Below are 25,904 nucleotides of genomic sequence, written 5' to 3' on the forward strand. Positions count from 1 at the left end.
AAAGCATTGAACACTGTCGTTTCCATTAAACAGGTCACTGCGGAGTTGATCCCGGGGCATCAGATTGCCTCGGGGCTTGCCTCCAATAGCCCCTATCCTGCGGGGAGTATCGAATTGCAAATCCCTCATTTCAAAGCACTCGGTTTGGATTTAAGCCATTACCGTGCTGCGACACTGAATTTGTCGATTAAACCTTATCGCTTTGAATGGTTAGTACCAGATTATAAATTTGAGCAAGTTCAATGGATTGAAGGTTTTAACCCGGAAACTTTCTGGTTTGCTCAATGTGTTATTCGCTTTCAGGAAAAAGACTATAACGCCTGGATTTACTACCCGCATCCTGAAACTAAAACCCAGCACTTTCATTCTGAGCAGGTGCTGGAAATTATCTGTGAACCTGTTCCTGATATTGCTTACGGCGACAGCCTGATTTTGCAATATGATCCGCAGAAAATACGGTTATACTAACCCCTATATTTCCGCTCTATTTTCGATGTTGAATGAATGCCATGAAAGCTCCAGTTTCTTCCTCCTTTAATACGGTTTTTGTTTATTTATTGGCTACCGTTTTTGCTTTCTTTTTCTCTGTTGCCAATGCCGACATGCTCGGGATGACCAAGCAATTCTCAACGATCACTATTGATTTAAAAAACAAGCAATTACAAGTCGAATACGCCGATACCTGGGAGCTAAGAGCACAAGGCTTGCAAGATCGAAAATCCCTTTGCGAGCAATGTGGCATGTTGTTCAATTTTGGCAATTCAAGACAAGTCTCCATGTGGATGAAAGATACCTACATCCCTCTCGATGTGGCCTTTATCAATCGCGACGGCATTATCGTTAATATCGAATCCATGAAGCCCCTGGACACCACATCCATTCCATCAAAAGGCAAAGTGCTCTACGCACTGGAAATGAACCTTGGATGGTTTAAAGCTAATGGGATCAATGTGGGGGATAAGATGGTATTAAGGGTAAGTAATGCTGCCCAATGATAGAGTTAGCCGCGAATTTATATAGTTTGTTTTTTCGTTGATATTTAGATCTAAATATTGGTTTAGCGCTTGAAACGATAAATCCCGTTAATAGTTTCGACTTCAAGACCACACTTATTCTTAAGAAAACGTATGTGTTCATCTACAGCTCCCCTACATTGCTCAAGTTGTTCTCTTGTCGCTCCGATAAGTAGTAATGCATCAATTTGAGCTGCGCCAGAGTCGGCTTTTCTTCCAAGCCAGTTTTTTCCTGTAATGGAGCCTCCAACTTTTTCCAGTAAATATTGTGTTTCAGCAAGATTATCGTTGCTCATCTGACTCGCTTTTTTTAAGGATCTTTGTATTAACATCAAGTAGTTATACAAGCTTATTACTATAAGCTGCAAACTTTTACTGATCTGCAATTTAATTTAGCTTTATGACACTCCGCAGGTTGCTTTTTCTACCTCCTTGCCATTAGTCTTAGCATCATCAAAAACGGTTATATTAAGACTATGAAAGTATTAGGTGTAGATGTTGGCGGGTCAGGGATAAAAGCCGCTGTAGTGGATACTTTGACTGGGGAAATGGTGACAGAACGTCATCGTATTGATACCCCGCAACCAGCGACTCCACAAGCAGTTGCTGAAACCATTGCTGCACTGGTTAAGCATTTTCAGTGGCAAGGGCCGATTGGATGTGGTTTTCCGGCGGCGATTGTTCACGGTGTTGCCAAGACGGCTGCGAATCTGGACAAGGCATTTATTGGTACGGATATCGAAGCCTTGTTTAAATCAGTGACAGGCTGTGAAGTGTATTGTGTTAACGATGCCGATGCTGCTGGCATGGCGGAATTTACTCAAGGCAGTGGTAAAGGCAAGCAAGGGACGGTGATTTTTATCACTATCGGCACTGGGTTAGGCACGGCGATTTATACCAATGGTACGTTGTTGCCGAATACCGAGTTGGGACATGTCTATCTTCCCAATGGTAAGGAAGGCGAGCATTGGGCGTCGGATGCGACTCGTAAAAGAAAAGAGCTGCCCTGGAAAAAGTGGGCGGGGCGCTTCAATGATTATTTGCAGAACATGGAAGCCTTATTCTGGCCTGATTTGTTTATTTTTGGCGGCGGTGGCAGTAAGAAGCTGGACAAGTTTCAGGAGTTTTTAAACATCAACACGCCTTATGTCGCCGCGAGCCTGTTAAATGAGGCCGGGATTATCGGCGCTGCTATTTATGCTGCCAGTGAACTAGAGCGACGCTCGAATTAGCCGAAGCCATGCTTCGTTCACAATCGTGAATAGCTGGAAATTAAACTCGGGCTCCTTGTAGCCCGCCTGTGTGTAGTATCAGAATACGGCTTTGTGCTGGAAAATAGCCGCTTTCAATAAGCTGTTTTAAAGCATAAAACAGCTTGCCACTGTACACGGGCTCTACGGGAATGCCGTATTGTGCGTTGAATTGTGAGCAGAAGTCTTTCAGATAATCCGGGGCTTTTGCATAACCGCCGCAATGATAGTCATGCAATATTGTCGCTTTCGGAACATTGGGCGATTGCAGCTTTTCGACTAATTCTTCAAGATAGTCTTCTCCTTCTAATACCGCCCCTTTGAGTACCGCAATACCAATAAGCTTGGTACTGAGTTTTGTGTCATAAATTGCCTGATTCAACCCTGCCAGCGTGCCGCCGCTGGCGACGGGGCATAATATGTAGTCGAACTGATAGTTTGGTTCAGAACTCAGTTCAGCAATGATATTCGCAACCCCTTCCAGTGCCTGTTCGTCAGAGCCACCTTCGGGAATGATTAGCGCTTCGGGATATGTTTGTGACAGTTGTTCCAGGTAAACATTGTCATGACGTTGTTGGTATTCCATCTTGGTGACATAGTGAATATTCGCCCCCCAGTTTTCAATATCTTGTAGCATGGGCGTGGGATTGAGTTGATAGTTGCCACGGACAATGGCGTGAAGCTTAATATTCAGTTGCTGACAACAGTACCCTAGTGAATGTAAGTGATTGGAATAACCGCCGCCAAAGCTGACGATTTGCCTGGGAAGTGCTTGTTTGGAAAGCTGGGGTGAGCGTGTCAGGTGTCCTTGCAGCTTGCGCCATTTATTGCCTGAGATTATGGGGTGAATAAGATCATCGCGTTTCACGTAAACCGACAAATTGCCTTCTGGGCACCAATCCACAGGTAACTGTTGAATGGGAGACGGTAATCTTAGAGACAGGCGATTTACAAGGTTATCAATATCTTGCATAGTGTGCGCAATTCATCCATTGGTTTGAGGAAAATGTATGGAAACTTTATTAATTAGCCTGTTTATTGCCACGATTTTACCTATTGTCGCTAAAGCACCACTGGCGTATGCCATGTTCAAAGACAGAGGATACAATAACCGTTATCCCAGATCGCAACAAGCGGGGTTAACCGGCTTTGGAGCCCGAGCTAAAGCCGCTCATGAAAACAGTTTTGAAGCCTTGCTGATGTTTTCGCCGGGCGTGTTGGCGGTGCTGGCGTTGGATGTGGCAACTGAATGGACGCAATACTGTGCTATCGCTTTTATTTTTGCTCGCATCATGTACCTCATCATGTATTGGATTGATGTACATATTGCCCGCAGCTTGTTTTGGGGTGTCGGCTTTTTCGCATCCTTGGCGATACTGTGGGATGCCATGGTTCAAGTTGCGGCGATTTACTAATTCATTTCGTTAACATTCCGTCACCTATAGATGTTGGCTACAGGATAGGGCATTAATTTCTATAGGTGATATTTGAGTCTCATTTTCTATTATTGCTTAATTACCGCTTAAACCTCTGTGATTCCGGGTAAGGCACAACGTGCAGTATTTCCCCTTTTGCCAGTTTGGCTTGCACGTCTTTCCAATATTCAGGGCTGAACAAATCTGAGTGAAGCTCTTTAAATATCTGCTTTAAGTGCTTTTTACCTAAAATGAAATGTTCAAATTGCTCTGGAAATACGTCGTTTGGCGCTACGGATAAAGTGTCCATAGCGTAGGGGTCATCGTTGTGAGGCAGAGCGCGGAAGTTGCGTTCCGACATATAGCAAATTTCGTCATAATCGTAAAAGATCACGCGACCATGTCGGGTAATTCCGAAGTTTTTATGCAACATGTCACCGGGGAAAATGTTGGCTGCGGCAATTTGTTTGATGGCTTTACCTAAATCATAAACTGCACTGCGAATGTCTTCTTCTGTTAGATTTTCCTGTTCCAGATACAGGTTGAGCGGTGTCATCTTACGCTCAATATACATGTGCTTGATGATGATGTGGGTGTCGTTAATTTCGATACTTTTGCTACAGCTCTCCTGTAGCTCTTTCATCAATGCATCTGAAATGCGATCTTTGGGTAAACAGAAGTTGGAAAACTCATGGGTATCCGCCATGCGACCAATACGGTCGTGGTTTTTCACCAGCTTGTAGCGGTCAATCACATCATCTCGAGTGATCTTTTTACTTTCTCCGAACTCGTCTCTGATAATTTTGAAGACCACACCATAAGACGGCAAATGAAACACCTGCATAACCAGGCCTTTGATACCCGGCGCGATTTCAAATTTGTCATCGCTGTTCGCCATGTGTTCCAGATAATTACGGTAAAACACGGTTTTACCATGTTTGTAGAAGCCTAGGGCTGTGTAGAGTTCGAAGTTCTTTTTGTTGGGCAGTAATTCTTGCAGAAATTCTACTACGGCAGCCGGGTGTTGGGTGTCGGCCATAAAGTAGGCGCGGGCGAAACCAAACAAAACACTAAAATCTCTGCGATCAGTGAGTAGCGTATCGACGTAGATTTCCCCTTCGTCACTGAGCTGCAACACGATAACGAAAGGGATGGATTCTTGTGGCATGCAGATTCTGCCAATGAGATAAGCGGCTTTTCCCCGGTAGAAAACCGATTTAAGCAATTCAACCTTTTCAACCATTTTCCGTGTTTTTGCGTCCATTTTGCTTTCAATTTCACTAGAAACATTGTCGAGGTCGCGTTCATAATTTTCAAAAGGAATGCGGAAAGAATATTGTTTGAAAATGTTCTCTATGGTTGAACGTACGCTGTGCTGTGTTTCAAAAGTATTGACTACAATTGGAATATTGTGATGGTTTAAATGGCATCGGCTGGCGTGTACGAACATGATGTCGTCGGTTATCAGTTGGTGTTTGAATACTCTACCGATAACCGAATTGAAAAAGGTTTCTGCCAGCTCAAATTGCGGATGTTGGTCAATGAGTTGAATAAACTCGCGTTTTACATTCTGCCAAAACCGCAGCTTTTGTTTTTGTGGTAAGTAAGCTTCATAAATACCCGTCACGGTTTCATTGAGGCTTTGCTCGTATAGGTCTATGCGTTTTTTGGATGCTTGCTGGCAAGCGTGCCATTGGGCTTTTTCAAAGCGTTGCTTGGCTTCTGCTGTAATGTTGCAGTACAGGCGGAAACTCTTGTCGAAGCCTTTCAAAATGGCATAGGCAACCTGATGGGGAGGGTAATTGTCGCTGTTTGGCACTACTATTTTCTGAATTTTTATCCACGCTTGTCTTGGGTTTTAGCAGAAAATGAATACAATTGGCGAGCGATTATTTCATTTTTTTATTGTTGGGTTATGCAGTATCAAGTTTTAATTTGTGATGATTCCAAGCTGGGAAGACGTACGGTAAACCGTTGTTTACCTGACGGCTTTGCCGGTGAAATACATATGGCTTCTAATGGTCAGGAAGCCTTGGACGTGTTGCGAGCCCATGCAATCGATGTGTTGTTCTTAGACCTTACCATGCCCGTGATGGATGGTGTCGAGGTGTTGGAATATATATTAAAAGAGAAAATTCCGGTGTCGGTGATTGTGGTGAGCGGTGATGTTCAGCCACAAATGCAGCAGCGAGTCATTGAGCTCGGCGCATTGGAGTTTATTCCTAAACCATTACAAGCGCAGCAACTGGTTGACACTCTTCAACGCTGGGAATTGCTCAAGTAAGAGTGAGAGCGAGCCCTGGTAGCTTTAGTGAGTCAGAATGTGCGTAAAGAGTGTCCCAAATGCTTACGTCCTCAAAAAACCTGCCTGTGTTCCTGCATTACTTCAATTGATAATCATATTGAGCTGGGAATTTTGCAGCACCCCAATGAATTGGGTCATAGCAAGGGAACGGCAATCATTGCGCAGTTGTCTTTGAATAAGGTTCGACATTGGATGGCAGAAGATGTGGCGCATTTGGTGGATTTCCATTCATGGATGGCGAGTGGAAGTGTTTACTTGCTTTATCCGCCAACAGAAGATGATACTGGAACATATCAAACGTACACGATTAGGCAATTAGCCGATTTGAGTGATGGCAACTCTCCCGAGAAATCTCATTTTAACCCCATTAAAGTATTAATGCTTGATGCCACATGGCGTAAAAGCTACAAGATGATGCAGGTCAACCCGATATTGCAGCAACTTGATCGTGTTATATTGAACCCTGCTCATCATTCTGGATATCTCATTCGTAAGCAGAAAAACGAGAGGTCGTTATCTTCTATCGAAGCTATCTATGAGTTACTTTCACAATTAGAATCTGATCCCGATAAGTATCAACCTCTGTTGGATGCTTTTGCAAAAATGCAGCAAACCCATTTGTCCTATCGCAGAAAATAAACTGGATAGGATCCAGTTTCGGTAAGTTTTTGGATTTTTTGGTCAAGTTTTTGGAAATTACCGCCTTTTCCTGAAATTGCTCAAATTTAGCCCTTGACATCTAGACGTCTATTAGGCAAATTGCTGTGCATGAAAACGATTCTCCGCACTACCATTATTATGATGATTACCACCTTTTCGGAGGGGGTCGCTGGTTAGTGCAACAAAAGAATTTTTGCAAAAGCCCGTGACCTGACAAGGAAACGGGCTTTTTTTTTGCTTAAATTCTTTAACTGGTTTAATGATTTGGCTTGGTCTTCAACGGAGTAGTGAATGAAAGTTCTAAAATTTGGTGGTTCCTCACTGGCTGATGCAGACAAGTATCTGCGTGTAAAAGAGATAAGCCTTAACGCTCACAACGAAAGTGGTGCAGCGGTTGTGCTGTCAGCCCCTAAAGGTGTTACCAATGCGTTGGCTGCTTTATGCGAGCAGGCTTCGAAAGGTGAAGACTATGGGGAGTTATTGGGGAAATTGAGCAGTACCTTAAATGGTATTGCGAGTGATTTATCAACACAGTTACCCAACTTTGAGTTTGCCAAAATGCAACGCTTTATTGGCGAGCATATGGAGCAACTCGGCAATCACCTGCAAGGTATGAGCTTGTTGCGTTGCAGCCCTGATGCAATCGTGGCACAGATTGTCAGCCTGGGTGAATATGTGAGTGTGAATCTGTTCTCTGAAATTCTCACTGCCACCGGCCAAAAGAATCTAATAGTTGATCCTGTTGACTACGTTGTTTCTGAAGGGGATTATCTCGACAGTATCGCCGATTTGGAAACCAGTAAAGCCAAGTTTTCTGAACTCAATGCCGAAGAAGGTGCAGTGCTTATCATGCCTGGTTTTGTTGCGGCAAACGCTGACGGTGAGAAAGTCACATTAGGTCGCAACGGTTCCGATTATTCTGCTGCTATTCTTGCCGCTTGTATCGACGCCGACTGCTGTGAAATCTGGACTGACGTGGATGGTGTTTATAATGCCGATCCGAATCAGGTTGAAAGTGCGGTATTGCTCGACAAGCTGACGTATCAGGAAGCCATGGAGCTTTCCTATTTTGGTGCCAAAGTGCTGCATCCGAAAACCATCGGGCCTATCGCTCAGTTTTCTATTCCCTGTTTGATCCGTAATACCTTAAATCCGGAAGCGCCGGGCACCTTGATTAGCCATGAAGCCAGCACTCAATGGACTCAGGTGAAAGGTATCTCTCTGCTTGAAAATATGAGCATGTTTAACCTGTCTGGCCCGGGAATGAAAGGCATGGTTGGTATGGCAAGCAGAGTGTTTGAAGTGATTTCCAATGCCAATATCTCGATCAGCTTAATCACTCAGTCTTCCTCTGAATACAGCATCAGTTTTTGTATTCACAGTAAGGATAGCGATCGTGCTTTGAATATGTTGGAAGATTCTTTTGCTCTTGAGCTGAATAACAAATTGTTGGAGCCAATTGAAGTACGTAACCATTTGGCCATTGTGACTTTAGTGGGTGACGGTATGCGCCACACTAAAGGTTTGGCTGCCAAGTTTTTCAGCGCATTGGCGCAAGCTCGCGTGAACAATGTGGCTATTGCTCAGGGCTCGTCTGAACGTTCGATTTCAACCGTAGTTGAACAGCGTAAGGCGAAAAAAGCGGTGAAGGTTATTCATCAGAATTTTTTCTCCAATCTCCACACCATTGACGCTTTTGTGGTGGGGTGTGGCACCGTAGGCGCAGAATTGCTGTCGCAGATGAACAAGCAACAGGCGAGTTTATTGGAGCGAAAGATTAGTTTGCGCGTTTACGGTATCGCCAATAGCAAGCAGGTGTTGCTGGATAGTAATGGAATTGATCTTGCGAGCGATTGGCAGTCCAGTTTGCAGGAATCTTCTGAACAGTTGTCTGTGGCTGGATTGAGAGCATTTGCCCATGACAATAGCTTGGTAAATCCGGTCATGATTGATTGTACAACCAGTGATGATATCGCCAGCTTGTATATTGATTTCATGAAGTCGGGCTTCCATGTGGTAACGCCAAATAAGAAAGCCAATACCAATGATATGGCTTTCTACAAAGAGTTGCGTAAGGTGGCTCAATCCTCTAATCGTCAGTTCTTGTATGAAACGACGGTGGGGGCGGGATTACCTGTTATCGATAACTTGCAAAAGCTGATTTACGCCGGTGACGAACTGATTCAGTTCGAAGGTATTTTGTCGGGTTCATTGTCGTTTATCTTCGGCAAGATGGATGAAGGCATGGCGCTTTCTGAAGCCACTCAACTGGCGTTACAGAAAGGTTATACTGAACCTGATCCTCGTGATGATTTAAGTGGCCTTGATGTTGCTCGCAAGCTGTTGATTATGGCGCGTGAAGGCGGTTTGCAAATGGAATTGAATGAAATTGAAGTGGAGTCTGTATTGCCTGAGGGGTTTGACGCATTGGGCTCCGTTGATGAGTTTATGGCAAAGCTGCCTCAACTGGACGAGCTGTATCAACAACGTATCAATAAGAATCAGCAAGAAGGTAAAGTATTGCGCTATGTCGGCAGTATCAAGGAGGGAAAATGTAAAGTGAGTATCATTGCGGTTGATAGTCAACATCCACTTTATGCTGTTAAAAATGGTGAGAACGCGCTTGCGATTCATAGCCATTATTATCAGCCAATCCCTTATGTTATAAGAGGTTACGGTGCGGGCGCAGCGGTAACAGCCGCAGGTGTTTTTGCCGATGTATTACGTACTATGCCTTGGAAACAGGTATAAAAAGTAAATGATGTGAATTGGGGTATAAACAAGGGGGATAAAAAGGCCGCTTTATTGGGATTTAGCGTGTGCGCTAGCCCAGTGTTCATGGTAGCCTTAAGCCCTTTTCCCGATTCAACACGTGTGACAAATAAGGCTGTAAAATGTATCTGAAAGTATTTGCTCCGGCATCTGTGGGTAATGTGAGCCTGGGTTTTGATATGCTGGGTGCAGCATTACTCCCTATTGACGGTTCTATTTTAGGTGATGAAGTCGAATTGGAATCCAGTTCAGAGTATGTTCTTTCCTATGCCGGAAAGTTTAAAGATCGCCTTCCTCCCGATACTCAGCAAAACATTGTCACTCATTGTTATGAGCATTTTATTCAATGTTTAGATAAGCAAGGTGTTGCTCATTCTCCGGTGCATATGACCTTACACAAGCACTTGCCCATTGGCAGTGGTTTGGGGTCGAGTGCTGCGTCAATTGTGGCAGCTTTGTATGGGTTAAACGAGTTTTACGGTAAACCCTTTGATCAGGAAGCCTTGCTTGCCATGATGGGCGAATTGGAAGGCCAAATCAGCGGCAGCATTCATTACGACAACGTCGCCCCGAGCTATTTGGGCGGCTTGGTATTGATTGCCGAGGTAAATGAGCAAATCGCCATTCAATTGCCTACCATTGAAGAATGGTATTGGGTGGTTTGCTATTCTGGCGTGAATGTTTCCACGTCTGCGGCACGTAAGATATTGCCTAAGGAATTCAGCATGTCGACCACCATTAATTTTGGGCGTCAATTGGCTGTATTTGTGGATGCGTTGCATCGTCAGGATGCTAAGCAGGCATTATCTGTAATGCATGATGTGATTGCAGAACCTTATCGTAAGTCGTTGTTGCCTTATTTTGATGAGTCCAGACAGTTTGCGCTGGAAAATGGTGCTGGCGCTTTTGGTATTTCAGGCTCTGGCCCAACAGTATTTGCGTTGTGTAACGAGCTATCTCAAGCTGAAAAAATAAATGATTGGTTGAACGAAAATTACATTCAGAATGAAGACGGTTTCAGCCATATCTGTAAACTGGATCTGCAAGGATCCCGAGTTGTGAAGGAATAAATTGTGCAATTGTTTAATTTGAAAGTCTCTTCTGATGAAGTCAGTTTTGCCGAAGCGGTGAAAAAAGGACTGGGGAAAGAGCAGGGGCTGTACTTCCCTAAATCCATAACGCCATTTGATGATATCGATGCGCTATTGGCATTGCCGTTTGTTGAGCGTAGCAGCAAGATTTTACAGCAGCTGATTGGTGATGAGATTAAACCAGAGGTGTTGTCTCGCTTGGTTGAACAGGCGTTTACTTTTCCTGCTCCTATCGCCAATGTGGAAGAGGGTGTTTATTGCCTGGAATTGTTTCATGGCCCTACGTTAGCCTTTAAAGATTTTGGCGCTCGTTTCATGGCGCAGTGTTTGTCTGAGTTATCTAAAGGCCAGAAGATCACCATTTTAACTGCGACTTCAGGTGACACAGGAGCGGCTGTGGCTCATGCCTTCCATGGTATTGAGAATATTGAAGTTGTGATTTTGTTCCCGAAAGGCAAAATTTCCCCATTGCAGGAAAAACTGTTTTCAACCTTGGGTGGCAATGTTCACACTGTTGCGATTGAAAGCGATTTTGATGCTTGTCAGCAATTGGTCAAAACGGCCTTTGATGATCCGGATGTGCGTGAAGGCTTGCATTTGAACTCTGCCAATTCAATCAATATTAGTCGTTTGATGGCACAGATTTGCTACTACTTTGAAGCCTTCTCTCAGCTTTCTCCGGAAGAGCGTGCGAATACCGTGGTGTCTGTACCTAGCGGTAACTTTGGTAACTTGACTGCGGGTATGTTTGCCAAGGTGTTAGGTTTGCCAGTGAAGCGCTTTGTCGCTGCGACTAACCTGAATGATACGGTTCCGCGTTATTGGTCTACGGGTGACTGGTTGCCGAATCTGACTCAAGCGACTATGTCTAACGCAATGGATGTAAGCCAACCTAACAACTGGCCTCGCATTGAAGCCTTGTTTGAGCAGGGTTATCTGGATCGCTCCATCTTGTCAGCCGTCTCCATTGATGAAGAGTATACGCAATTGGCAATGAAGTGCCTGGCGAACGTGGGCTATGTGAGTGAACCTCACGCCGCCGTTGCTTATAAGGCATTAAAGCGTGAGTTGCATGAAGGGGAAACCGGTATTTTCCTTGGAACGGCTCACCCTGCGAAATTCCGCGATACGGTAGAAAATGTGCTTGGGCAACCCATTCATTTGCCAGAAGCTTTGGTTGAGGTGGCTGACAAGGAAAGCTTGTCTGTTCCTCTTGCTAATGATTATGAACAACTGAAACAACATTTGTTCTCAATTCTTGAACCGTAGGTGATACTCGGGAAATGATGGAAACCTGGAAAGATGCATTGGCTGAGGAAAAAGCTCAGCCTTATTTTCAACAGATTCTGCAATTTGTTGAACAGGAACGCGCTTCTGGTAAAGCGATATATCCACCGGCAAAGGATGTGTTTAACGCATTCCGTTACACTGAATTTTCAGATGTGAAGGTGGTGATATTAGGGCAGGATCCTTATCATGGTCCGGATCAGGCTCATGGATTATGCTTTTCTGTTTTGCCAGGTATTAAGCCGCCGCCTTCGCTACAGAATATGTACAAGGAACTGGCACGCGATATTCCAGATTTTCAAATTCCCAACCATGGCACCTTGACCCATTGGACAGAACAAGGCGTATTGTTGCTAAATACGGTGTTGACGGTTCAGCAAGGTATGGCACATTCTCACAGTAAGATTGGATGGGAACGTTTTACCGATAAAGTCATTGCGCAATTGAATGAACATCGTCAGGGGATTGTGTTTTTATTGTGGGGCAGTCACGCACAGAAGAAAGGCAGTATCATAGACACAAGTAAGCACTTCGTGTTGAACACCACTCACCCATCTCCCTTATCTGCACATCGAGGCTTTTTGGGTTCGGGTCACTTTTCTCAGACCAACAGAATCTTGCAGCAGCAAGGTTTGTCGCCTATTGATTGGCAGGTTTGACATCTGCCTCTAGTAGCCTGCTCAACTTGACCAGTTTGGGCAGATGATATCTCTGCTAAATCTATGGTAAATAAAATATTTACCTTAAATTCGTGGCGTTTTAATATCGAATAAAATTACACCAATTCGCTTATTTACTCGTGCTAATTTTTAGGCTATTTACATGTTTTTTACAGGCCATAAAACCAAAAAAGCCCCGCATTATGCAGAGCTTTTTATTCAATTAAATGTCCAGTTTTTGTAAGTCGTAATCATTAAGCATGTCGAGATCTTGCAGTTCTCTACGTAATTTATACTTGTCTTTAAGCGCTTCTATTTCTCTCCACAAGCGTTTCTTTCTCTTGGCTTTAACCTGATTGGTATCAGTATCTAGGTGAGATATTAAATCAGACTCTGTCATGACGCTCTCCTTCTGGATTAGGCTAACGGAACTCGAATACGAACTACTGATTTACTGTAAAGCTAATCATTTTTTATCATAGCTTGCGCCAAAGTAAAACCTTTTTGTTAACTTTTTATTAACAAGAATTGAAGCTTTGATGACTTAATCAGTTTTTATTAGCTTATCTCTAAAAGGAGAGATATTTTCACCCGTGTAATGATGATTTATTGAGTGGAATCTCGGAATCGTTGTACCAGGCTATTGGTAGAGGCATCGAAATCCAGATTGCTGTCTGGCATTTCAAGCTTATCCAATATCTGATTTCCCAGAATTTTACCGAGCTCAACACCCCATTGATCAAATGAGTTTACGCCCCAGATCACTCCCTGAACGAATACCTTGTGCTCATATAAAGCGACCAAAGCGCCAAGAGTGTGAGGGTTTAATTCCTCAAATAGTAGCGTGTTGCTCGGTTTGTTGCCGGGCATGACTTTATGCCGAGCCAGGCACTCATGCTCTTGCGCTGACAAGCCTTTACCCTGTAATTCGGCAAAGGCTTCATCAAAGGTTTTACCCTGCATTAAGGCTTGAGACTGGGCAAAGCAATTTGATGCCAACATGGCATGATGCTTCCTGTTTTGATTTGGTACTCGCAACGGCAGCATAAAATCCGCAGGAATAAGTGTATTGCCCTGATGCAATAATTGATGGAATGAGTGTTGACCATTCGTTCCTTCGCTACCCCAAACAATTGGCCCTGTGTCGTAATCGACTTCTTCGTCTCTGGCAATGCGTTTACCGTTACTTTCCATATCGAGTTGTTGAACGTAGGCCGGAAAGCCGCGTAGATAATGGTAGTAGGGTAATAGCACATAGCTTTGTGCCTGAAAGAAATTACGATACCAGAGGCCAATAAGCGCCATGATAACCGGCATGTTGTTTTCCAGTGGTGCTGTCTGGAAATGCTTGTCCATTTCAAATGCGCCTAGCAACATGGCTTTGAAGTTATCGAAACCAATGGTTAGCGCCAGCGGCAAGCCAATAGCCGACCACATGGAATATCGTCCGCCAACCCAATCCCACATTGGGAAAATGTTGTCTTCATCGATTCCAAAGTTGGTTGCAGCGGCAATATTGGATGAAACGGCAACAAAGTGTTTGGCTATATCTTTCTCTGAACCGCCTTGCTGTAAGAACCATGCTCTTGCTGTCAGGGTATTTTGCAGGGTTTCCTGAGTCGAAAAGGATTTCGAGGACATGATGATCAGGGTGCGCTCAATGTCGAGTTCAGCCAATACATCCTGAATATGGCAAGCGTCTACATTGGCAACAAAATGCACTTTTAAACCTTTTTGCCAATAAGGCTTTAAGGCTTCCGACATGATCTTGGGGCCGAGAAATGAACCTCCAATGCCGATAGAAACTACATCGGTAATGCTTTGCCCTGTGAAACCTTTATGCGCACCGGAATAAATAGAGTCGACGAATGATTTGATTTTATCCAGCCCGGCCATGACGTCGGGCATGACATTTTGCCCTGCTACTTCGACAGGTTTACCGGAAAAGTTACGTAGTGCAGTGTGTAGCACGGCTCGTTTTTCTGTGGTGTTGATGGTTTCACCACGAAACATGGCACTGCGTTTTTCTTTTAACTTTGCTTGTGACGCGAGCTCAATAAGGGCTGCTTTAATTTCGTCGTTAAGCAGGTTCTTGGAGTAATCCAGCGTAATACCGCAACCGCTGATTGTGTATCTCTCTGCACGCTGAGGATCGGCTTTAAACCAGTCCCGCATGTGTTGGCCTTGTATATTTTGGGCCAATAAAGTGAGTGATTGCCAAACTGCTGATTGGGTCAGACGACTCATGCATTCTCCTATTCAGGTCAGCGGTAGAGATTACTTTTGATTAACGAATATTGAACTTCATTAGTATCTTAATGCATTAAGATGTTTTGGTTAAACGCTAATTTCTCTAACGCTAAAATAAGTGTGCGTAACTGCAAGTCAGCAACAGAAATTTATCGCAGACTCGCCGTGAATCAATCCATTGAGGCTCCACAGCCGCTTCCCTGCGGCTGAGGGTCTGCTCAAAACTTTCTGTTGCTGACTGATAGTTTGGAACAGCTATTTAGACGATTTTTACATATGGTTTTTCAACATGCTTTCCAACTTGATTTGATCCGCAGTAAAGTTGCGAATACCTTCAGCCAGCTTTTCTGTTGCCATTGCGCTTTCATTCATTTGCCAACGGAACTCTTGCTCAGTCATCTGTTCTGCCATTGGTTTTTCAGATTGCGCTTGTGTTGAATCTACCGGTTGTAACTTAATGGGCAATTCAGCGTTACTGTCCTGTAATTCTTGTAACAGTTGTGGGCTGATTGTCAGGCGGTCACAACCTGCCAATTCAGTAATCTCACCAATATTGCGGAAACTGGCGCCCATGACAACGGTTTTATAACCTTGTTGCTTGTAATAATTGTAAATTCGGGTAACGGATTGTACGCCCGGATCTTCGCTGGGGCTGTATTCTTTCTTATCTGTATTGGCTTTATACCAATCAAGAATACGGCCAACAAAAGGGGATATAAGATAAACACCCGCTTCGGCACAGGCTCGTGCTTGGGCGAAACCGAATAACAGGGTCAGGTTACATTGAATGCCTTCTTTTTCCAGTTGCTCTGCGGCACGAATACCTTCCCAGGTTGATGCAATCTTAATCAGGATGCGATCTTTGCTGATGCCTTGCTCTTCGTATAATGCGATCAGACGATGAGCTTTTGCGATGGTTGCTTCGGTATCAAAAGACAAGCGTGCATCCACTTCTGTGGATACTCGACCCGGTACAATATCCAGGATTTCCTTGCCGATGAGGATGGAAAGTTTGTCATTGGCATCTTGAAGGCGCTGATGCTCGTCGGTTGATTGCTGTTTTGCCCATTCTACAGCTTCACGAATAAGTCCTTCGTATTGAGGAAGTTGGGCGGCTTTTAGCATCAGGGAAGGGTTGGTTGTGGCGTCTACTGGCTGGTATTGGCGAATAGCTTCGATGTCGCCAGTATCGGCAACCACGGTAGTGACTTTACGCAATGCGTCTAATTGACTGGTCATGATTTCCTCTAACTACAAGGGGTAAAAACGGCTAAGACATAGGGACTTTTCAAAGACAATTACCCAAGTTTGCTATTCTGAAATAGCAATGTGACTTATTGATGAATTTGTGAGTCGTATTAGCTGTAAATATATGAACCTGCGCTTTGCAGAGCATGGTTGCTCAAACAGGTTTCTGCATTATAGCGCTACTGCAAGGGAACAACAAAAGTTGCTGCTTATATGAAAGTACTTTTTTGTTATCTGTTTGATTATCTCTAAATAGCTGTGTTTAATTGTCAGTCACCCATAGAGATTTATCGCAAACTCGCCGTGGATACTTCCATGTAGGCTCCACAGCCGCTTCCCTGCGGCTGAGGGTTTGCTCCTAATTCTCTACAGGTGACTGATAGTTTGGAACAGGTATATAGCCTGTTGAGGCTAATAACATTGACCTTTTTCTCTAGTCTTGTATAACCTCCATATTGAATTTAAGGGCTTGTTAACGGTCAATTTATGACGGCAAAAATTACGATTATTCAAGAAGATATAACCACCTTGGGGGTTGATGCCATTGTCAATGCGGCAAACAATAGCTTGCTGGGTGGCGGCGGTGTGGATGGTGCGATCCACCGTGCGGCTGGCGCAGAGCTGCTGGCTGAATGTCGTACCTTGAACGGTTGTCCAACAGGGGAAGCGAAAATAACGGCGGGATATCAACTACCAGCAAAGCACGTTATTCATACTGTGGGTCCTATTTGGCAAGGTGGAACGCATAATGAAGCGGAGTTACTGGCAAACTGTTATCGCAATAGTTTGAAAGTGGCGGCTGAGAATGATGTGCGTAGTATTGCGTTTCCGGCTATTAGTTGTGGTGTGTATGGCTATCCTGTATCTGAAGCTTGTGCCATTGCCATGCATACTGTGGCAGAGGAAAGTGCCGGTTACGATTCGCTCAGAAAAGTCATCTTCTGTGCGTTTAATGACGAGATTTACCAAGCATACCTAACCGCGATGCAGTCCTTGCAACTGCATTAATTATTCTGTTTTGTTAGAATGCTCTTCCTGTTCGCCTGGGGCGTTGGTTTGTCTTGTGCCCCCAATGTTTTGTTCAAATCTCATATAAATAGAGAGCCCTATGCTAATTGTTATTTCCCCAGCTAAAAATCTTGATTACGACACACCAGCTACAACCTCAGTGATGACTCAGCCTGAGTTGCTTGATGAGGCTTCTGTGCTGATTAAACGCTGCCGAGAATTAGCACCACAGGAAATTGGTTCTTTAATGAAAATCAGTGACAAGTTGGCGCAACTTAACGCCGAACGTTATGCAAGCTGGCATCTGCCTTTTACTCCCGAGAACGCTAAACAAGCGGTGCTGGCCTTTAATGGCGATGTTTACACCGGGCTAGAAGCGGGGTCTTTGGATAAAGACGATTTAGTCTTTGCTCAAAGCCATTTACGTATTTTGTCGGGCTTGTATGGATTATTGAAACCTCTTGATTTAATGCAGCCTTATCGTTTGGAAATGGGGACGTCACTTGCTAATGAGCGTGGTAAAAACCTCTATGACTTTTGGGGCGAAACGATCACCAACCATGTTAATGCCGCCATGCAGGCTCAAGGTGACAATGTGTTGATTAACCTGGCGTCGAACGAATATTTCAAGTCAGTAAAGCCTAAATTATTAGATGGCGTTGTGATCACGCCAGTGTTCATGGACAAGAAAAACGGGCAATACAAAGTCATTAGTTTCTTTGCGAAAAAAGCCCGTGGTCTGATGGCGCGCTACATCATTAAAAATCGTTTGCAGGAAGTTGAGCAATTGAAACACTTCGATTACGCCGGTTATCAGTTCTCAGAAGAAATGAGCAAAGGCAATGAATTGGTGTTTACGAGGGAAGAACAGTAAGCCTGATATCTATAGAAAATCCCCAATGAAAATAAACGTTATTTCATCTATAATTCAGTTTTTAAGACAAAATAGATGAAATAACATTTAATTATGCTCAACGAAGATTGGTTTAAAAAACAGGGAAAGTTCATTCAAAAAATGCGGAAGCGCAAGTTCCCTAACGATACACAAACTCGTTTTGCTGCTCGTATAGGTGTCGGTGTCACCACGATACGTAATCTGGAAGCTGGAAAAGGCGGTGTTGCCTGGGAAACTGTTGTTAAAGCGCTTGATATTCTAGGCATGAAAAATCAACTTGATGCTTTGTTTGTGGAACCTCCTGAAATCAAAATCAAAAGCGGTGAAAGCTGGTGAGCGTTTTCAACCTTTATTATCAAACCTCGACTGGCAGTGTTCTTAAGTGTGCCCGAATACAGTTAAATGAAAACGCTCGAGGGCAGTTAGAATCAGTTTATTTTAGCTACCACCCTGACTTTCTTGATTCTGATGAACAACCTATCGATCCAAGATTGTTGCCTAAATCTTCTAATGTTGTTGAGTTAACTTGCGACAGAGAAGCGCCGGGTTTTATTGATGATGTGTTGCCCGATGATTGGGGCAAGAAGGTATTGGCAAGAGTTAATAACCTCACGCATAAGCCCTGTATTTCAGAATTGCTTGAGTTAATGAATCACTCTACGGTGGGAGCACTTTATTTCATTGCTGAAAATGATGAGCAAACTGCTGATTACGGGTTGGGGTGTGAGAAGTCGAACCTTGAGGAATTGCATAGTATTGCCAGTAAGATTGATTCAGGTTTGGTCAAGTCTGAGGAAATTGAGCGTATTAAGTTAAATATGTTTAGCCGAGGCTCCAGTGTTGGCGGGGCTCGCCCTAAGGTGTTGGTGCATGATGAACAGCATGGCTATATTGCAAAATTTTCCAAACAAAGCGATGAATTTAATTATGCGATGGTTGAAAATGCATGTCTGAGTCTAATGCGCCAAGCCGGAATTATGGTCGCTGATACTCATGTGGAAACCATTCAGCATCAGCAAGTTAGTAACGATGTTTTATTTGTTCGGCGCTTTGATGTCTCAGAACAAGGTGGGCGATATCATCAATTAACGGCAAATGCATTGTTAAAGAGTTTAGACAACCAAACAGATCCTCTATTGATGAAATATGATCATATTTCCGATTTAATCTGCCGTTATTCGGCATTTCCTGAAAGAGATAATCAGCAACTATTCGCCCAAATGTTGTTCAACAAGGTGTTGAACAATACTGATGATCATCTAAGAAATTTTAGTTTTACCTGTCGTGAAGATGGGTGGCAACTAAGCTCTGCCTATGATGTTGTTCCCTCGCTTGCTCACGGTCAGTATCATCAACTAAAGGTTGGTTTAAGCGATTATCTTCCTGAGCTTTCAGAGGCCGTTTCTGTTCATAAGAAGTTTAACCTGACCAAGCAAGTTGCGCAGGATGTCATCGAACGAGTGAGTGACGTCAGCCAAAATTGGAAAACTGTTTTTGCTCAATTGGGTGTGAGTGAAGAAGATCTGGCGTTATTACAGAATGTAATTCGTCCTTGATGGGCCTGCTCAGATTGCCCCAGTCCAGATTAGCCCAGCTTAATCCGTCACCAATTCTTGCTTAAACGTCAAGGTTTGCTTTTCGTTGCCATGAACAATATCAATGGAGAATCGGAAGGTTTCCCTGTCTCTAAATGGCAGCTGTGCCAAATAATAGATTGAATCCTGTTCCTGCACTTGCTCGAATGTCAGTTCTTTAATTGTACCTAACAGGTTTGTTGCCGTGCCCGTTATGGCAACGTTTTGTGCTTGCTTGCTGTCATGATCCAATACCGAAATGTTGACGAATGCATTGTATTTACTACGCTGGATTTGGTACTGACGAGCAATTTCCGGCTGCAAAAAAGTGCTGTTCAAAACAATGTAATGTACGTCCCAATTGCCCAGCGTTTTATATTGCTCGGCTTGCGCAGAGCTGGCTATGGTCAGCCAGCTTAGCAGAGAAATAATCAAATACATTGAGCGTTTGGGCGTATCGATCAACTTTCTCAATATCATTAGAAAACACCCAGTAAATCTTGCAGTAATAGTTGAAGAAACTGTAAGGCAATAATGGCAAACAATATGGATAAGTCCAATCCACCAAGTGGCGGGATAACCCGGCGAATAGGCGCCAAAAATGGCTCGGTAAGCTGTTGCATCACCAATTCTATCGGGTTATAGCCTTGGCTTACCCAGCTTAGTATTGCTCTTAGAATAAGCACCCAAAATATCAGTGAGAAAACTTCTTTTAAAACAATCAAGAAGCCCGTGATCACTAACGAAATGGGGTTGATATTGGCTACCCCTTGCATGAGGCCAAGTAAAAACACCTTCAACATGGCAACAGCCAAGGCCAACACCAGGGTAGCAGTATCAAGGCGACTAATGGGCGGAATGATTCTGCGCATTGGGCCAACAATAGGATGCGTCGCCTTCACGACAAATTGGCTGAAAGGATTATAAAAATCCGCTCTGGCCAGTTGTAACCACAACCTGAGTAATACCACCATCAGGTATAAATCTAAGAGAGTTCCAACTAAAAACTGGGTTGCATTCATGGATTGTCCATCATTAATAATTTAAAACTGTTTCGACATTTCTTCTGCACGATCCACCGCCGCCTGCATGGCATCAGCGACTATCTTTTCCAGATTTGACTGCTGGAAATGTGCAATAGCTTGCGCAGTGGTTCCGCCTTTAGACGTAACTTGGGCGCGAAGCTCTGATAATTCAAGTTCTGGATGTTTACAAACCATTTCAGCGGAACCTAACATGGCTTGTTGAACCATTAAACGCGCGGCGTCGTGGTCAAATCCAAGCGCTTCTGCTTTGGCTTGCATTGCTTCCAAAAACAGAAAAAAGTAAGCAGGACTGCTGCCTGCGGCGGCGATGACGCCATTAATTTGCTCTTCCTGCTCAGCCCAAACGGTTTCACCTACCATATTGAACAGGTCTTCTGAATATTGACGTTGTTCATCGCTGGCATTGTCACTAAATAATCCGGTTAAGCCTTTGCCAATCGCACTGGGTGTATTGGGCATGGTGCGAATGAGAGGGCATTCACCTCCCAACATTTCTTTTAAACGCGCGCTGGTTAACCCGGCAGCGATAGAAACAAATAACTTTTGTCGCTTGTTGTGCTCTGGCGAGAATTGAGCACAGACCTCTGCCATTAACTGAGGTTTGACTGACAGCACGACCACTTCTGAGCGCGAGATGGCGTCATTATTGTCTTGAGTGATATTAATGCCGAAGTCTTGTTGTAGCGCCTCTAATTTGGGAAGACTGGGATTACTGGCAGTGATCAAATTAGCTGGGTAGCCGTTGGCAACCATTCCGGTGATGATGGCACGGCTCATATTGCCTGCGCCAATAAACGCGATTGCTAGGTGCTTCATTCGGATTTTACATTCCTCGTTTAGCTCATGAGTGCGCCTATGATAACAATCATGAGCGCACATTATGAGTTATTTGCTGAAATATTTGTTTTAGCCTTATTTTGAAAGTGAATTTCAATCTCGCCGCAATCTCGCACAATATCGCGAAAAAGCCTCAGCCTTGGGATGCCGGATAATCTCTCGCACCAAATATCGCAGTGCCTATTCTTACCATAGTTGAGCCGCAAGCAATTGCCATGTCTACGTCACCCGACATGCCCATTGAAAGGGTATCGACTTGTGGATACTTCTGCTTAAGCTGGTGATACAAATCCTGCATTTGGGTGAAGGCAAAACGTTGTTCCTGCTCTGACTCTGTCGCCGCAGGAATCGCCATCAGGCCGCGTAAATTCAAACGAGGTAATTGGCTAATTGTTTCTGCAAGCGGCATCACTTCTTCCGGCAATAAACCCGATTTGCTGTCTTCATCACTGATATTAACCTGAATACAGACTTGTAATGGTGCAAGGTCTTCGGGGCGCTGTTCGTTTAAACGCTCTGCTATTTTGGCTCTATCGACCGATTGAACCCAGTCAAAATGTTCCGCAACCACCTTGGTTTTATTGGACTGAAGCGGGCCAATCATGTGCCATTGGATGCCTTCGAGGTCTGACAAGTCGGCAATTTTTTGTATGCCTTCCTGTACGTAGTTTTCACCAAACATACGTTGTCCGGCGTTCCACGCTTCCCTAATTGCTTGATTTGGCTTAGTTTTACTAACAGCTAATAATAGTATCTCTTGAGGATTACGGCCTGCTTTTAAGGCGGAATCCTGTATAGTGTCGAGTGCGCTTTTCAGGCGATTTGCTATTGTTAACATGATATATAAAGAGTGTTGTCGCTCATTCAAATTGATACGGGAGTACAGGTTTTGGATATTACCGAACTTTTAGCCTTTAGTGTGAAGAATAATGCCTCGGATTTGCATTTGTCGGCAGGATTGCCCCCCATTATTCGTGTCGATGGTGAAATGCGTAAGCTGAATGTGCCTGAAATGGATCACAAACAGGTACACGCATTGATTTATGAAATCATGAATGATCGACAGCGTAAGGAGTATGAGGAACGATTAGAGACCGACTTTTCCTTCGAAGTAAAAGGGCTTTCTCGCTTCCGTGTTAACGCTTTTGTGCAAAATCGTGGCGCTGCCGCAGTGCTAAGAACCATTCCCAGCAAAGTCTTGTCTCTGGAAGAATTGGGCGCACCGGATATTTTCAAAACTATCATCAATCAGCCTACCGGTATTGTCCTTGTAACGGGGGCAACCGGTTCCGGTAAGAGCACTACCTTGGCGGCGATGATTGATTACGTTAATTCGCAAAAACGTGAACATATTCTAACTATCGAGGATCCGATTGAATTTGTTCATGAGAACAAACTGAGCCTGATTAACCAGCGTGAAGTGCATCGCGACACCCACAGCTTTAACAATGCCTTGCGTTCGGCGTTACGTGAAGACCCGGATGTTATTCTGGTTGGGGAATTACGTGACCTTGAAACCATTCGTTTGGCCATTAGTGCTGCTGAAACCGGGCACTTGGTATTTGGTACGTTGCACACCAACTCAGCGCCGAAAACGATCGACCGTATTATTGACGTGTTCCCGGCTGAAGAAAAAGCCATGGTGCGTTCCATGTTGTCGGAATCTATTCGTGCGGTTGTGTCTCAAACCTTGTTAAAACGTATTGGTGGTGGGCGTGTTGCCGCTCACGAAATCATGATTGGTATTCCAGCGATTCGAAACCTTATTCGTGAAGACAAAGTGGCTCAAATGTATTCGGTGATTCAAACCGGACAACAGCACGGTATGCAGACCATGGATCAATGTTTACAGAAGCTGGTAGCGCAAGGCTTGATCACGCCACAGGATGCCGCTGATAAGAGCATCGACAAGAAGAGCATGTCTCCAGGGTTCTAACCCTGACTAATAAATGGTGGCAAGGAGTGGATATTGCTCGGTCATGAGAATATCCGCTTTTTAAAAGACTCTGTATTAGCAATGTAAAAGAGTGAGCAAGATGGATTTAGAGTTATTTTTGCAAAAGATGGTTGATGAGGGAGCATCCGATTTATTTATTACCTCTGGTTTTCCGGTGAGCGCGAAAATCAGTGGCAAGATGACACCACTGTCGCCGGAAGTGATAAGCGCCGAGCAATCTCTGGAACTGGTGAAAAGCACCATGAGCCCAGAGCAGGTTGAAGAGTTCACCAAGTCTCGTGAATGCAACTTTGCTATTGCTCGGGATGGCGTTGGGCGTTTTCGTTGTAGTGCTTTTTGGCAGCGGGATTGCGCGGGTATGGTGGTGCGCCGTATTGTCACCCAAATCCCCAAAGCGGAAGATTTAGGACTGCCCGAAGTGTTGAAAGACATCATTATGGCAAAGCGCGGTCTTATCCTGTTTGTCGGTGCTACCGGAACGGGTAAATCGACTTCTTTGGCTGCCTTGATTGGACATCGTAATCGCAATTCCTACGGTCACATTCTGACCATTGAAGACCCGATCGAATTTGTGCATGAGCATGAACATTGTGTGGTAACACAGCGCGAAGTCGGGATTGATACCAAGTCTTTCGATGATGCTTTGAAGAGCTCATTGCGTCAGGCGCCTGATGTTATTTTGATTGGTGAGATCCGGTCGATGGAAACCATGGAATATGCCATGTCGTTTGCCGATACCGGACACTTGTGCGTGGCGACATTGCACGCCAACAATGCTAACCAGGCCATTGAGCGTATTATGCACTTGGCTCCGCCAGATCAGCACGCCAAGTTGCGTTATGACTTAAGCTTGAACATGCGCGCTATTATCGCTCAGCAATTGGTGCCTACCGCTGATGGAAAAGGCCGTGTTGCTGCTATTGAGATCCTGCTTAATTCTCCCTTGGTTCAGGATATGATCCAGCGTGGCGAAATTGCCGGCTTGAAAGATGCGATGAAAAAAGGCAAGGAAATGGGCATGCAAAGTTTTGACATGGCGCTTTATGAGCTGTTTAAAGAAGGCAAGATCACCATGGATCAAGCATTGCATCATTCCGATTCGCCAAATGATTTGCGCTTGATGATCAAGTTGGATAGCAATAGTGGCACGAATCTGGGCTCCTTGAGCGACGTCACCATTGATATGGATTAGACTTGTCGGTTGTTAATGTTTCAGGAGGAAGGTCGAGCTTTCCTCCTGAGCTACATGTTTAACATTCTTAAATACGCAATCAAATTCACTAAGGTATCGCCGATTGATTAAAGTCTTCGCCAGTGAAAACCGCCTTCAAGTCCAGCAAATTAAAGACCTGCTGGAATCCCACCATATTCCCTGCTTTATTAAAAACGAATACGCCATCGGTGCGGTTGGCGAATTGTCACCCTTTGATGCCTGGCCAGAAGTCTGGTTGACTGACCCGGAATGGGAACCTAAAGCCAACTCGTTAATTCAGGAATTCAGTTTGCCGCCAGTGACCAATGAAGATTGGTTTTGTCGTCAATGTGGGGAACGCAACGCCTCAACCTTTGAGATATGCTGGAATTGCGGCAAAGCAATGCCAGGCTAACTGGTTTAACTAAACCAATGCTTGGTTCGATTAGCAAAGGCAACCAGAGATAGCATCACAGGCACTTCAACCAGTACACCAACCACTGTTGCCAGTGCTGCACCAGAATGTAAACCAAACAGAGAGATTGCAACGGCGACTGCCAATTCGAAAAAGTTAGACGTGCCTATCATGCACGCCGGGGCGGCGATGTTGTGAGGCAGCTTTAATTGTTTTGCGAGAAAGTATGCAATGGCAAAGATACCGTAGGTTTGAATGAGTAAAGGAATAGCTATCAAAACGATGGTTTGAGGCTTGCTTAAAATGGTTTCAGCCTGAAACCCAAACAGCAGAACCACGGTAGCCAGTAGCCCTATTATCGACCAAGGTTTGAGCTTGCTAACAAACTGATTTAACTGAGAGTGATCATTGTTTTTGTCGAGCAAGGAACGAGTCAATGCACCTGCAATCAGAGGCAATAATACATATAGCACAACAGAAATCAGCAAGGTTTCCCAAGGAACCTGAATATCCGTAACTCCTAATAAAAATGCGGTGATAGGCGCAAAGGCGAAAATCATAATGATGTCGTTAATCGAGACCTGCACCAAGGTGTAGTTAGGGTCGCCTTTGGTTAACTGGCTCCAGACAAACACCATGGCGGTACAGGGCGCAACGCCAAGAAGTATCATGCCTGCGATATATTCTGATGCAGATTGTGGATCGACCCAGTCAGCAAAAATGCCTTTAAAAAACAGCCAGCCTAATAAAGCCATGGTAAAGGGCTTGATGAGCCAGTTAATGACCAGAGTGAGCGCTAAACCTTTGGGTTTTTTGCCTACGTCTTTGATAGCTGAAAAGTCCACTTGAATCATCATGGGGTAGATCATCAGCCAGATAAGAACGGCAACAACCATGTTCACATGGGCATATTCAATGGCTGCAATACTGGCGAATACGCTTGGTATCAAGATGCCAAGCAAAACGCCAATCACAATGGCTACGCCAACCCAAACAGAAAGAAAACGTTCAAATAACCCCATAAAATTCT

The 25,904-nt window shown here is 44.3% G+C and carries 28 protein-coding genes; 17 read left to right on the top strand and 11 right to left on the bottom strand.

The window, feature by feature from the left end:
• The first annotated feature begins 6 nt into the window (after positions 1–6).
• Both KIH87_RS05220 and KIH87_RS05225 read left to right on the top strand, forming a co-directional pair.
• Complete coding sequence (locus tag KIH87_RS05220) at positions 7–468, top strand: hypothetical protein (RefSeq protein WP_232360483.1); 462 nt, start codon at positions 7–9, stop codon at positions 466–468.
• A 41-nt stretch (positions 469–509) separates the two neighbouring features.
• Positions 510–995, top strand: a complete 486-nt coding sequence (locus KIH87_RS05225; RefSeq protein ID WP_232360484.1) for a DUF192 domain-containing protein — start codon at positions 510–512, stop codon at positions 993–995.
• A 62-nt stretch (positions 996–1,057) separates the two neighbouring features.
• Here the strand turns inward: KIH87_RS05225 and KIH87_RS05230 are convergent, their stop codons facing one another.
• The gene (locus tag KIH87_RS05230; RefSeq protein WP_232360485.1) at positions 1,058–1,309 is read right to left on the bottom strand and encodes a hypothetical protein; all 252 of its coding nucleotides are present in this window, start codon (positions 1,307–1,309) and stop codon (positions 1,058–1,060) included.
• A gap of 180 nt (positions 1,310–1,489) precedes the next feature.
• On the opposite strand from KIH87_RS05230, the gene ppgK reads away from it, so the two are divergent.
• Positions 1,490–2,245, top strand: coding sequence for a polyphosphate--glucose phosphotransferase (gene ppgK / locus KIH87_RS05235; protein WP_232360486.1), 756 nt, complete (start codon positions 1,490–1,492; stop codon positions 2,243–2,245).
• 40 nt (positions 2,246–2,285) lie between these two features.
• On the opposite strand, the gene KIH87_RS05240 is transcribed toward ppgK, so the two are convergent.
• Positions 2,286–3,236, bottom strand: coding sequence for a 1-aminocyclopropane-1-carboxylate deaminase/D-cysteine desulfhydrase (locus KIH87_RS05240; RefSeq protein ID WP_232360487.1), 951 nt, complete (start codon positions 3,234–3,236; stop codon positions 2,286–2,288).
• Between the two features lie 37 nt (positions 3,237–3,273).
• Here KIH87_RS05240 and KIH87_RS05245 point away from each other — a divergent pair, with 37 nt between their 5' ends.
• Positions 3,274–3,678 carry an MAPEG family protein gene (locus KIH87_RS05245; RefSeq protein WP_232360488.1) on the top strand — a complete coding sequence of 135 codons (405 nt, stop codon included), beginning with the start codon at positions 3,274–3,276 and terminating at the stop codon, positions 3,676–3,678.
• 100 nt (positions 3,679–3,778) lie between these two features.
• Here KIH87_RS05245 and aceK read toward each other — a convergent pair whose 3' ends face one another.
• Complete coding sequence (aceK, locus tag KIH87_RS05250; protein ID WP_232360489.1) at positions 3,779–5,497, bottom strand: bifunctional isocitrate dehydrogenase kinase/phosphatase; 1,719 nt, start codon at positions 5,495–5,497, stop codon at positions 3,779–3,781.
• Positions 5,498–5,593: 96 nt separating this feature from the next.
• Between aceK and KIH87_RS05255 the strand changes: the two genes are divergently transcribed.
• The 6 genes from KIH87_RS05255 to ung all read left to right on the top strand — a co-directional run bounded on the left by KIH87_RS05255 (position 5,594) and on the right by ung (position 12,452).
• Positions 5,594–5,962: a response regulator gene (locus KIH87_RS05255; protein WP_232360490.1), complete on the top strand. Its 369-nt coding sequence runs from the start codon at positions 5,594–5,596 to the stop codon at positions 5,960–5,962.
• A 27-nt stretch (positions 5,963–5,989) separates the two neighbouring features.
• Positions 5,990–6,622, top strand: a complete 633-nt coding sequence (locus tag KIH87_RS05260) for a tRNA-uridine aminocarboxypropyltransferase (protein ID WP_232360491.1) — start codon at positions 5,990–5,992, stop codon at positions 6,620–6,622.
• Between the two features lie 312 nt (positions 6,623–6,934).
• Positions 6,935–9,394 (top strand): bifunctional aspartate kinase/homoserine dehydrogenase I, encoded by a 2,460-nt coding sequence (thrA, locus tag KIH87_RS05265; RefSeq protein ID WP_232360492.1) that lies wholly within the window; start codon positions 6,935–6,937, stop codon positions 9,392–9,394.
• 143 nt (positions 9,395–9,537) lie between these two features.
• Positions 9,538–10,485, top strand: a complete 948-nt coding sequence (gene thrB, locus KIH87_RS05270) for a homoserine kinase (protein WP_232360493.1) — start codon at positions 9,538–9,540, stop codon at positions 10,483–10,485.
• A gap of 3 nt (positions 10,486–10,488) precedes the next feature.
• Positions 10,489–11,775 carry a threonine synthase gene (thrC, locus tag KIH87_RS05275; RefSeq protein WP_232360494.1) on the top strand — a complete coding sequence of 429 codons (1,287 nt, stop codon included), beginning with the start codon at positions 10,489–10,491 and terminating at the stop codon, positions 11,773–11,775.
• A gap of 17 nt (positions 11,776–11,792) precedes the next feature.
• The gene (gene ung, locus KIH87_RS05280; RefSeq protein WP_232361432.1) at positions 11,793–12,452 is read left to right on the top strand and encodes a uracil-DNA glycosylase; all 660 of its coding nucleotides are present in this window, start codon (positions 11,793–11,795) and stop codon (positions 12,450–12,452) included.
• A gap of 223 nt (positions 12,453–12,675) precedes the next feature.
• Here ung and KIH87_RS05285 read toward each other — a convergent pair whose 3' ends face one another.
• The 3 genes from KIH87_RS05285 to tal form a co-directional block, all read right to left on the bottom strand.
• Positions 12,676–12,852 carry a DUF3545 family protein gene (locus KIH87_RS05285; protein ID WP_232360495.1) on the bottom strand — a complete coding sequence of 59 codons (177 nt, stop codon included), beginning with the start codon at positions 12,850–12,852 and terminating at the stop codon, positions 12,676–12,678.
• Positions 12,853–13,058: 206 nt separating this feature from the next.
• Positions 13,059–14,699 carry a glucose-6-phosphate isomerase gene (pgi, locus tag KIH87_RS05290; protein ID WP_232360496.1) on the bottom strand — a complete coding sequence of 547 codons (1,641 nt, stop codon included), beginning with the start codon at positions 14,697–14,699 and terminating at the stop codon, positions 13,059–13,061.
• Between the two features lie 273 nt (positions 14,700–14,972).
• Positions 14,973–15,941 (bottom strand): transaldolase, encoded by a 969-nt coding sequence (gene tal / locus KIH87_RS05295; RefSeq protein WP_232360497.1) that lies wholly within the window; start codon positions 15,939–15,941, stop codon positions 14,973–14,975.
• Positions 15,942–16,436: 495 nt separating this feature from the next.
• Between tal and KIH87_RS05300 the strand changes: the two genes are divergently transcribed.
• The 4 genes from KIH87_RS05300 (at position 16,437) to KIH87_RS05315 (ending at position 19,409) form a co-directional block, all read left to right on the top strand.
• Complete coding sequence (locus KIH87_RS05300) at positions 16,437–16,958, top strand: O-acetyl-ADP-ribose deacetylase (RefSeq protein ID WP_232360498.1); 522 nt, start codon at positions 16,437–16,439, stop codon at positions 16,956–16,958.
• A gap of 100 nt (positions 16,959–17,058) precedes the next feature.
• Positions 17,059–17,832, top strand: a complete 774-nt coding sequence (gene yaaA, locus KIH87_RS05305) for a peroxide stress protein YaaA (RefSeq protein WP_232360499.1) — start codon at positions 17,059–17,061, stop codon at positions 17,830–17,832.
• A 141-nt stretch (positions 17,833–17,973) separates the two neighbouring features.
• Positions 17,974–18,189 carry a helix-turn-helix domain-containing protein gene (locus KIH87_RS05310; RefSeq protein ID WP_232360500.1) on the top strand — a complete coding sequence of 72 codons (216 nt, stop codon included), beginning with the start codon at positions 17,974–17,976 and terminating at the stop codon, positions 18,187–18,189.
• Positions 18,186–19,409: a type II toxin-antitoxin system HipA family toxin gene (locus tag KIH87_RS05315; RefSeq protein ID WP_232360501.1), complete on the top strand. Its 1,224-nt coding sequence runs from the start codon at positions 18,186–18,188 to the stop codon at positions 19,407–19,409. Before KIH87_RS05310 ends, KIH87_RS05315 begins: the two co-directional genes overlap by 4 nt.
• Positions 19,410–19,448: 39 nt before the next feature.
• Here the strand turns inward: KIH87_RS05315 and KIH87_RS05320 are convergent, their stop codons facing one another.
• From KIH87_RS05320 to KIH87_RS05335, 4 genes are all read right to left on the bottom strand, one after another.
• Positions 19,449–19,907: a DUF4426 domain-containing protein gene (locus KIH87_RS05320; protein ID WP_232360502.1), complete on the bottom strand. Its 459-nt coding sequence runs from the start codon at positions 19,905–19,907 to the stop codon at positions 19,449–19,451.
• Entirely contained in the window at positions 19,907–20,449 is a 543-nt protein-coding gene (locus KIH87_RS05325; protein WP_232360503.1) for a YggT family protein, read from the bottom strand. Before KIH87_RS05325 ends, KIH87_RS05320 begins: the two co-directional genes overlap by 1 nt.
• 21 nt (positions 20,450–20,470) lie before the next feature.
• Positions 20,471–21,289, bottom strand: a complete 819-nt coding sequence (proC, locus tag KIH87_RS05330) for a pyrroline-5-carboxylate reductase (protein WP_232360504.1) — start codon at positions 21,287–21,289, stop codon at positions 20,471–20,473.
• Positions 21,290–21,443: 154 nt separating this feature from the next.
• Positions 21,444–22,148 (bottom strand): YggS family pyridoxal phosphate-dependent enzyme, encoded by a 705-nt coding sequence (locus tag KIH87_RS05335; RefSeq protein WP_232360505.1) that lies wholly within the window; start codon positions 22,146–22,148, stop codon positions 21,444–21,446.
• Positions 22,149–22,199: 51 nt separating this feature from the next.
• Between KIH87_RS05335 and KIH87_RS05340 the strand changes: the two genes are divergently transcribed.
• From KIH87_RS05340 to KIH87_RS05350, 3 genes are all read left to right on the top strand, one after another.
• Positions 22,200–23,246 (top strand): type IV pilus twitching motility protein PilT, encoded by a 1,047-nt coding sequence (locus KIH87_RS05340; RefSeq protein WP_232360506.1) that lies wholly within the window; start codon positions 22,200–22,202, stop codon positions 23,244–23,246.
• 100 nt (positions 23,247–23,346) lie between these two features.
• On the top strand, positions 23,347–24,459 hold the full coding sequence (locus tag KIH87_RS05345; RefSeq protein WP_232360507.1) for a PilT/PilU family type 4a pilus ATPase: 1,113 nt from the start codon (positions 23,347–23,349) through the stop codon (positions 24,457–24,459).
• Positions 24,460–24,562: 103 nt separating this feature from the next.
• Positions 24,563–24,874: a putative signal transducing protein gene (locus KIH87_RS05350; protein WP_232360508.1), complete on the top strand. Its 312-nt coding sequence runs from the start codon at positions 24,563–24,565 to the stop codon at positions 24,872–24,874.
• Between the two features lie 5 nt (positions 24,875–24,879).
• Here the strand turns inward: KIH87_RS05350 and arsB are convergent, their stop codons facing one another.
• Positions 24,880–25,896: an ACR3 family arsenite efflux transporter gene (gene arsB / locus KIH87_RS05355; RefSeq protein ID WP_232360509.1), complete on the bottom strand. Its 1,017-nt coding sequence runs from the start codon at positions 25,894–25,896 to the stop codon at positions 24,880–24,882.
• Positions 25,897–25,904: the final 8 nt, after the last annotated feature.

Origin of the sequence: Paraneptunicella aestuarii, from assembly GCF_019900845.1 — a bacterium.
Taxonomy (GTDB): Bacteria; Pseudomonadota; Gammaproteobacteria; order Enterobacterales; family Alteromonadaceae; genus Paraneptunicella; species Paraneptunicella aestuarii.

What these genes read in the sequence shown, in the direction of transcription:
- KIH87_RS05225 (WP_232360484.1), top strand. Translation starts at nt 510, where the DNA reads ATGAAAGCTCCAGTTTCTTCCTCCTTTAATACGGTTTTTGTTTATTTA.
- KIH87_RS05230 (WP_232360485.1), bottom strand. Translation starts at nt 1,309, where the DNA reads ATGAGCAACGATAATCTTGCTGAAACACAATATTTACTGGAAAAAGTT.
- ppgK (WP_232360486.1), top strand. Translation starts at nt 1,490, where the DNA reads ATGAAAGTATTAGGTGTAGATGTTGGCGGGTCAGGGATAAAAGCCGCT.
- KIH87_RS05240 (WP_232360487.1), bottom strand. Translation starts at nt 3,236, where the DNA reads ATGCAAGATATTGATAACCTTGTAAATCGCCTGTCTCTAAGATTACCG.
- KIH87_RS05245 (WP_232360488.1), top strand. Translation starts at nt 3,274, where the DNA reads ATGGAAACTTTATTAATTAGCCTGTTTATTGCCACGATTTTACCTATT.
- KIH87_RS05255 (WP_232360490.1), top strand. Translation starts at nt 5,594, where the DNA reads ATGCAGTATCAAGTTTTAATTTGTGATGATTCCAAGCTGGGAAGACGT.
- thrA (WP_232360492.1), top strand. Translation starts at nt 6,935, where the DNA reads ATGAAAGTTCTAAAATTTGGTGGTTCCTCACTGGCTGATGCAGACAAG.
- thrB (WP_232360493.1), top strand. Translation starts at nt 9,538, where the DNA reads ATGTATCTGAAAGTATTTGCTCCGGCATCTGTGGGTAATGTGAGCCTG.
- ung (WP_232361432.1), top strand. Translation starts at nt 11,793, where the DNA reads ATGGAAACCTGGAAAGATGCATTGGCTGAGGAAAAAGCTCAGCCTTAT.
- KIH87_RS05285 (WP_232360495.1), bottom strand. Translation starts at nt 12,852, where the DNA reads ATGACAGAGTCTGATTTAATATCTCACCTAGATACTGATACCAATCAG.
- pgi (WP_232360496.1), bottom strand. Translation starts at nt 14,699, where the DNA reads ATGAGTCGTCTGACCCAATCAGCAGTTTGGCAATCACTCACTTTATTG.
- tal (WP_232360497.1), bottom strand. Translation starts at nt 15,941, where the DNA reads ATGACCAGTCAATTAGACGCATTGCGTAAAGTCACTACCGTGGTTGCC.
- KIH87_RS05300 (WP_232360498.1), top strand. Translation starts at nt 16,437, where the DNA reads ATGACGGCAAAAATTACGATTATTCAAGAAGATATAACCACCTTGGGG.
- yaaA (WP_232360499.1), top strand. Translation starts at nt 17,059, where the DNA reads ATGCTAATTGTTATTTCCCCAGCTAAAAATCTTGATTACGACACACCA.
- KIH87_RS05310 (WP_232360500.1), top strand. Translation starts at nt 17,974, where the DNA reads ATGCGGAAGCGCAAGTTCCCTAACGATACACAAACTCGTTTTGCTGCT.
- KIH87_RS05320 (WP_232360502.1), bottom strand. Translation starts at nt 19,907, where the DNA reads ATGATATTGAGAAAGTTGATCGATACGCCCAAACGCTCAATGTATTTG.
- KIH87_RS05325 (WP_232360503.1), bottom strand. Translation starts at nt 20,449, where the DNA reads ATGAATGCAACCCAGTTTTTAGTTGGAACTCTCTTAGATTTATACCTG.
- proC (WP_232360504.1), bottom strand. Translation starts at nt 21,289, where the DNA reads ATGAAGCACCTAGCAATCGCGTTTATTGGCGCAGGCAATATGAGCCGT.
- KIH87_RS05335 (WP_232360505.1), bottom strand. Translation starts at nt 22,148, where the DNA reads ATGTTAACAATAGCAAATCGCCTGAAAAGCGCACTCGACACTATACAG.
- KIH87_RS05345 (WP_232360507.1), top strand. Translation starts at nt 23,347, where the DNA reads ATGGATTTAGAGTTATTTTTGCAAAAGATGGTTGATGAGGGAGCATCC.
- arsB (WP_232360509.1), bottom strand. Translation starts at nt 25,896, where the DNA reads ATGGGGTTATTTGAACGTTTTCTTTCTGTTTGGGTTGGCGTAGCCATT.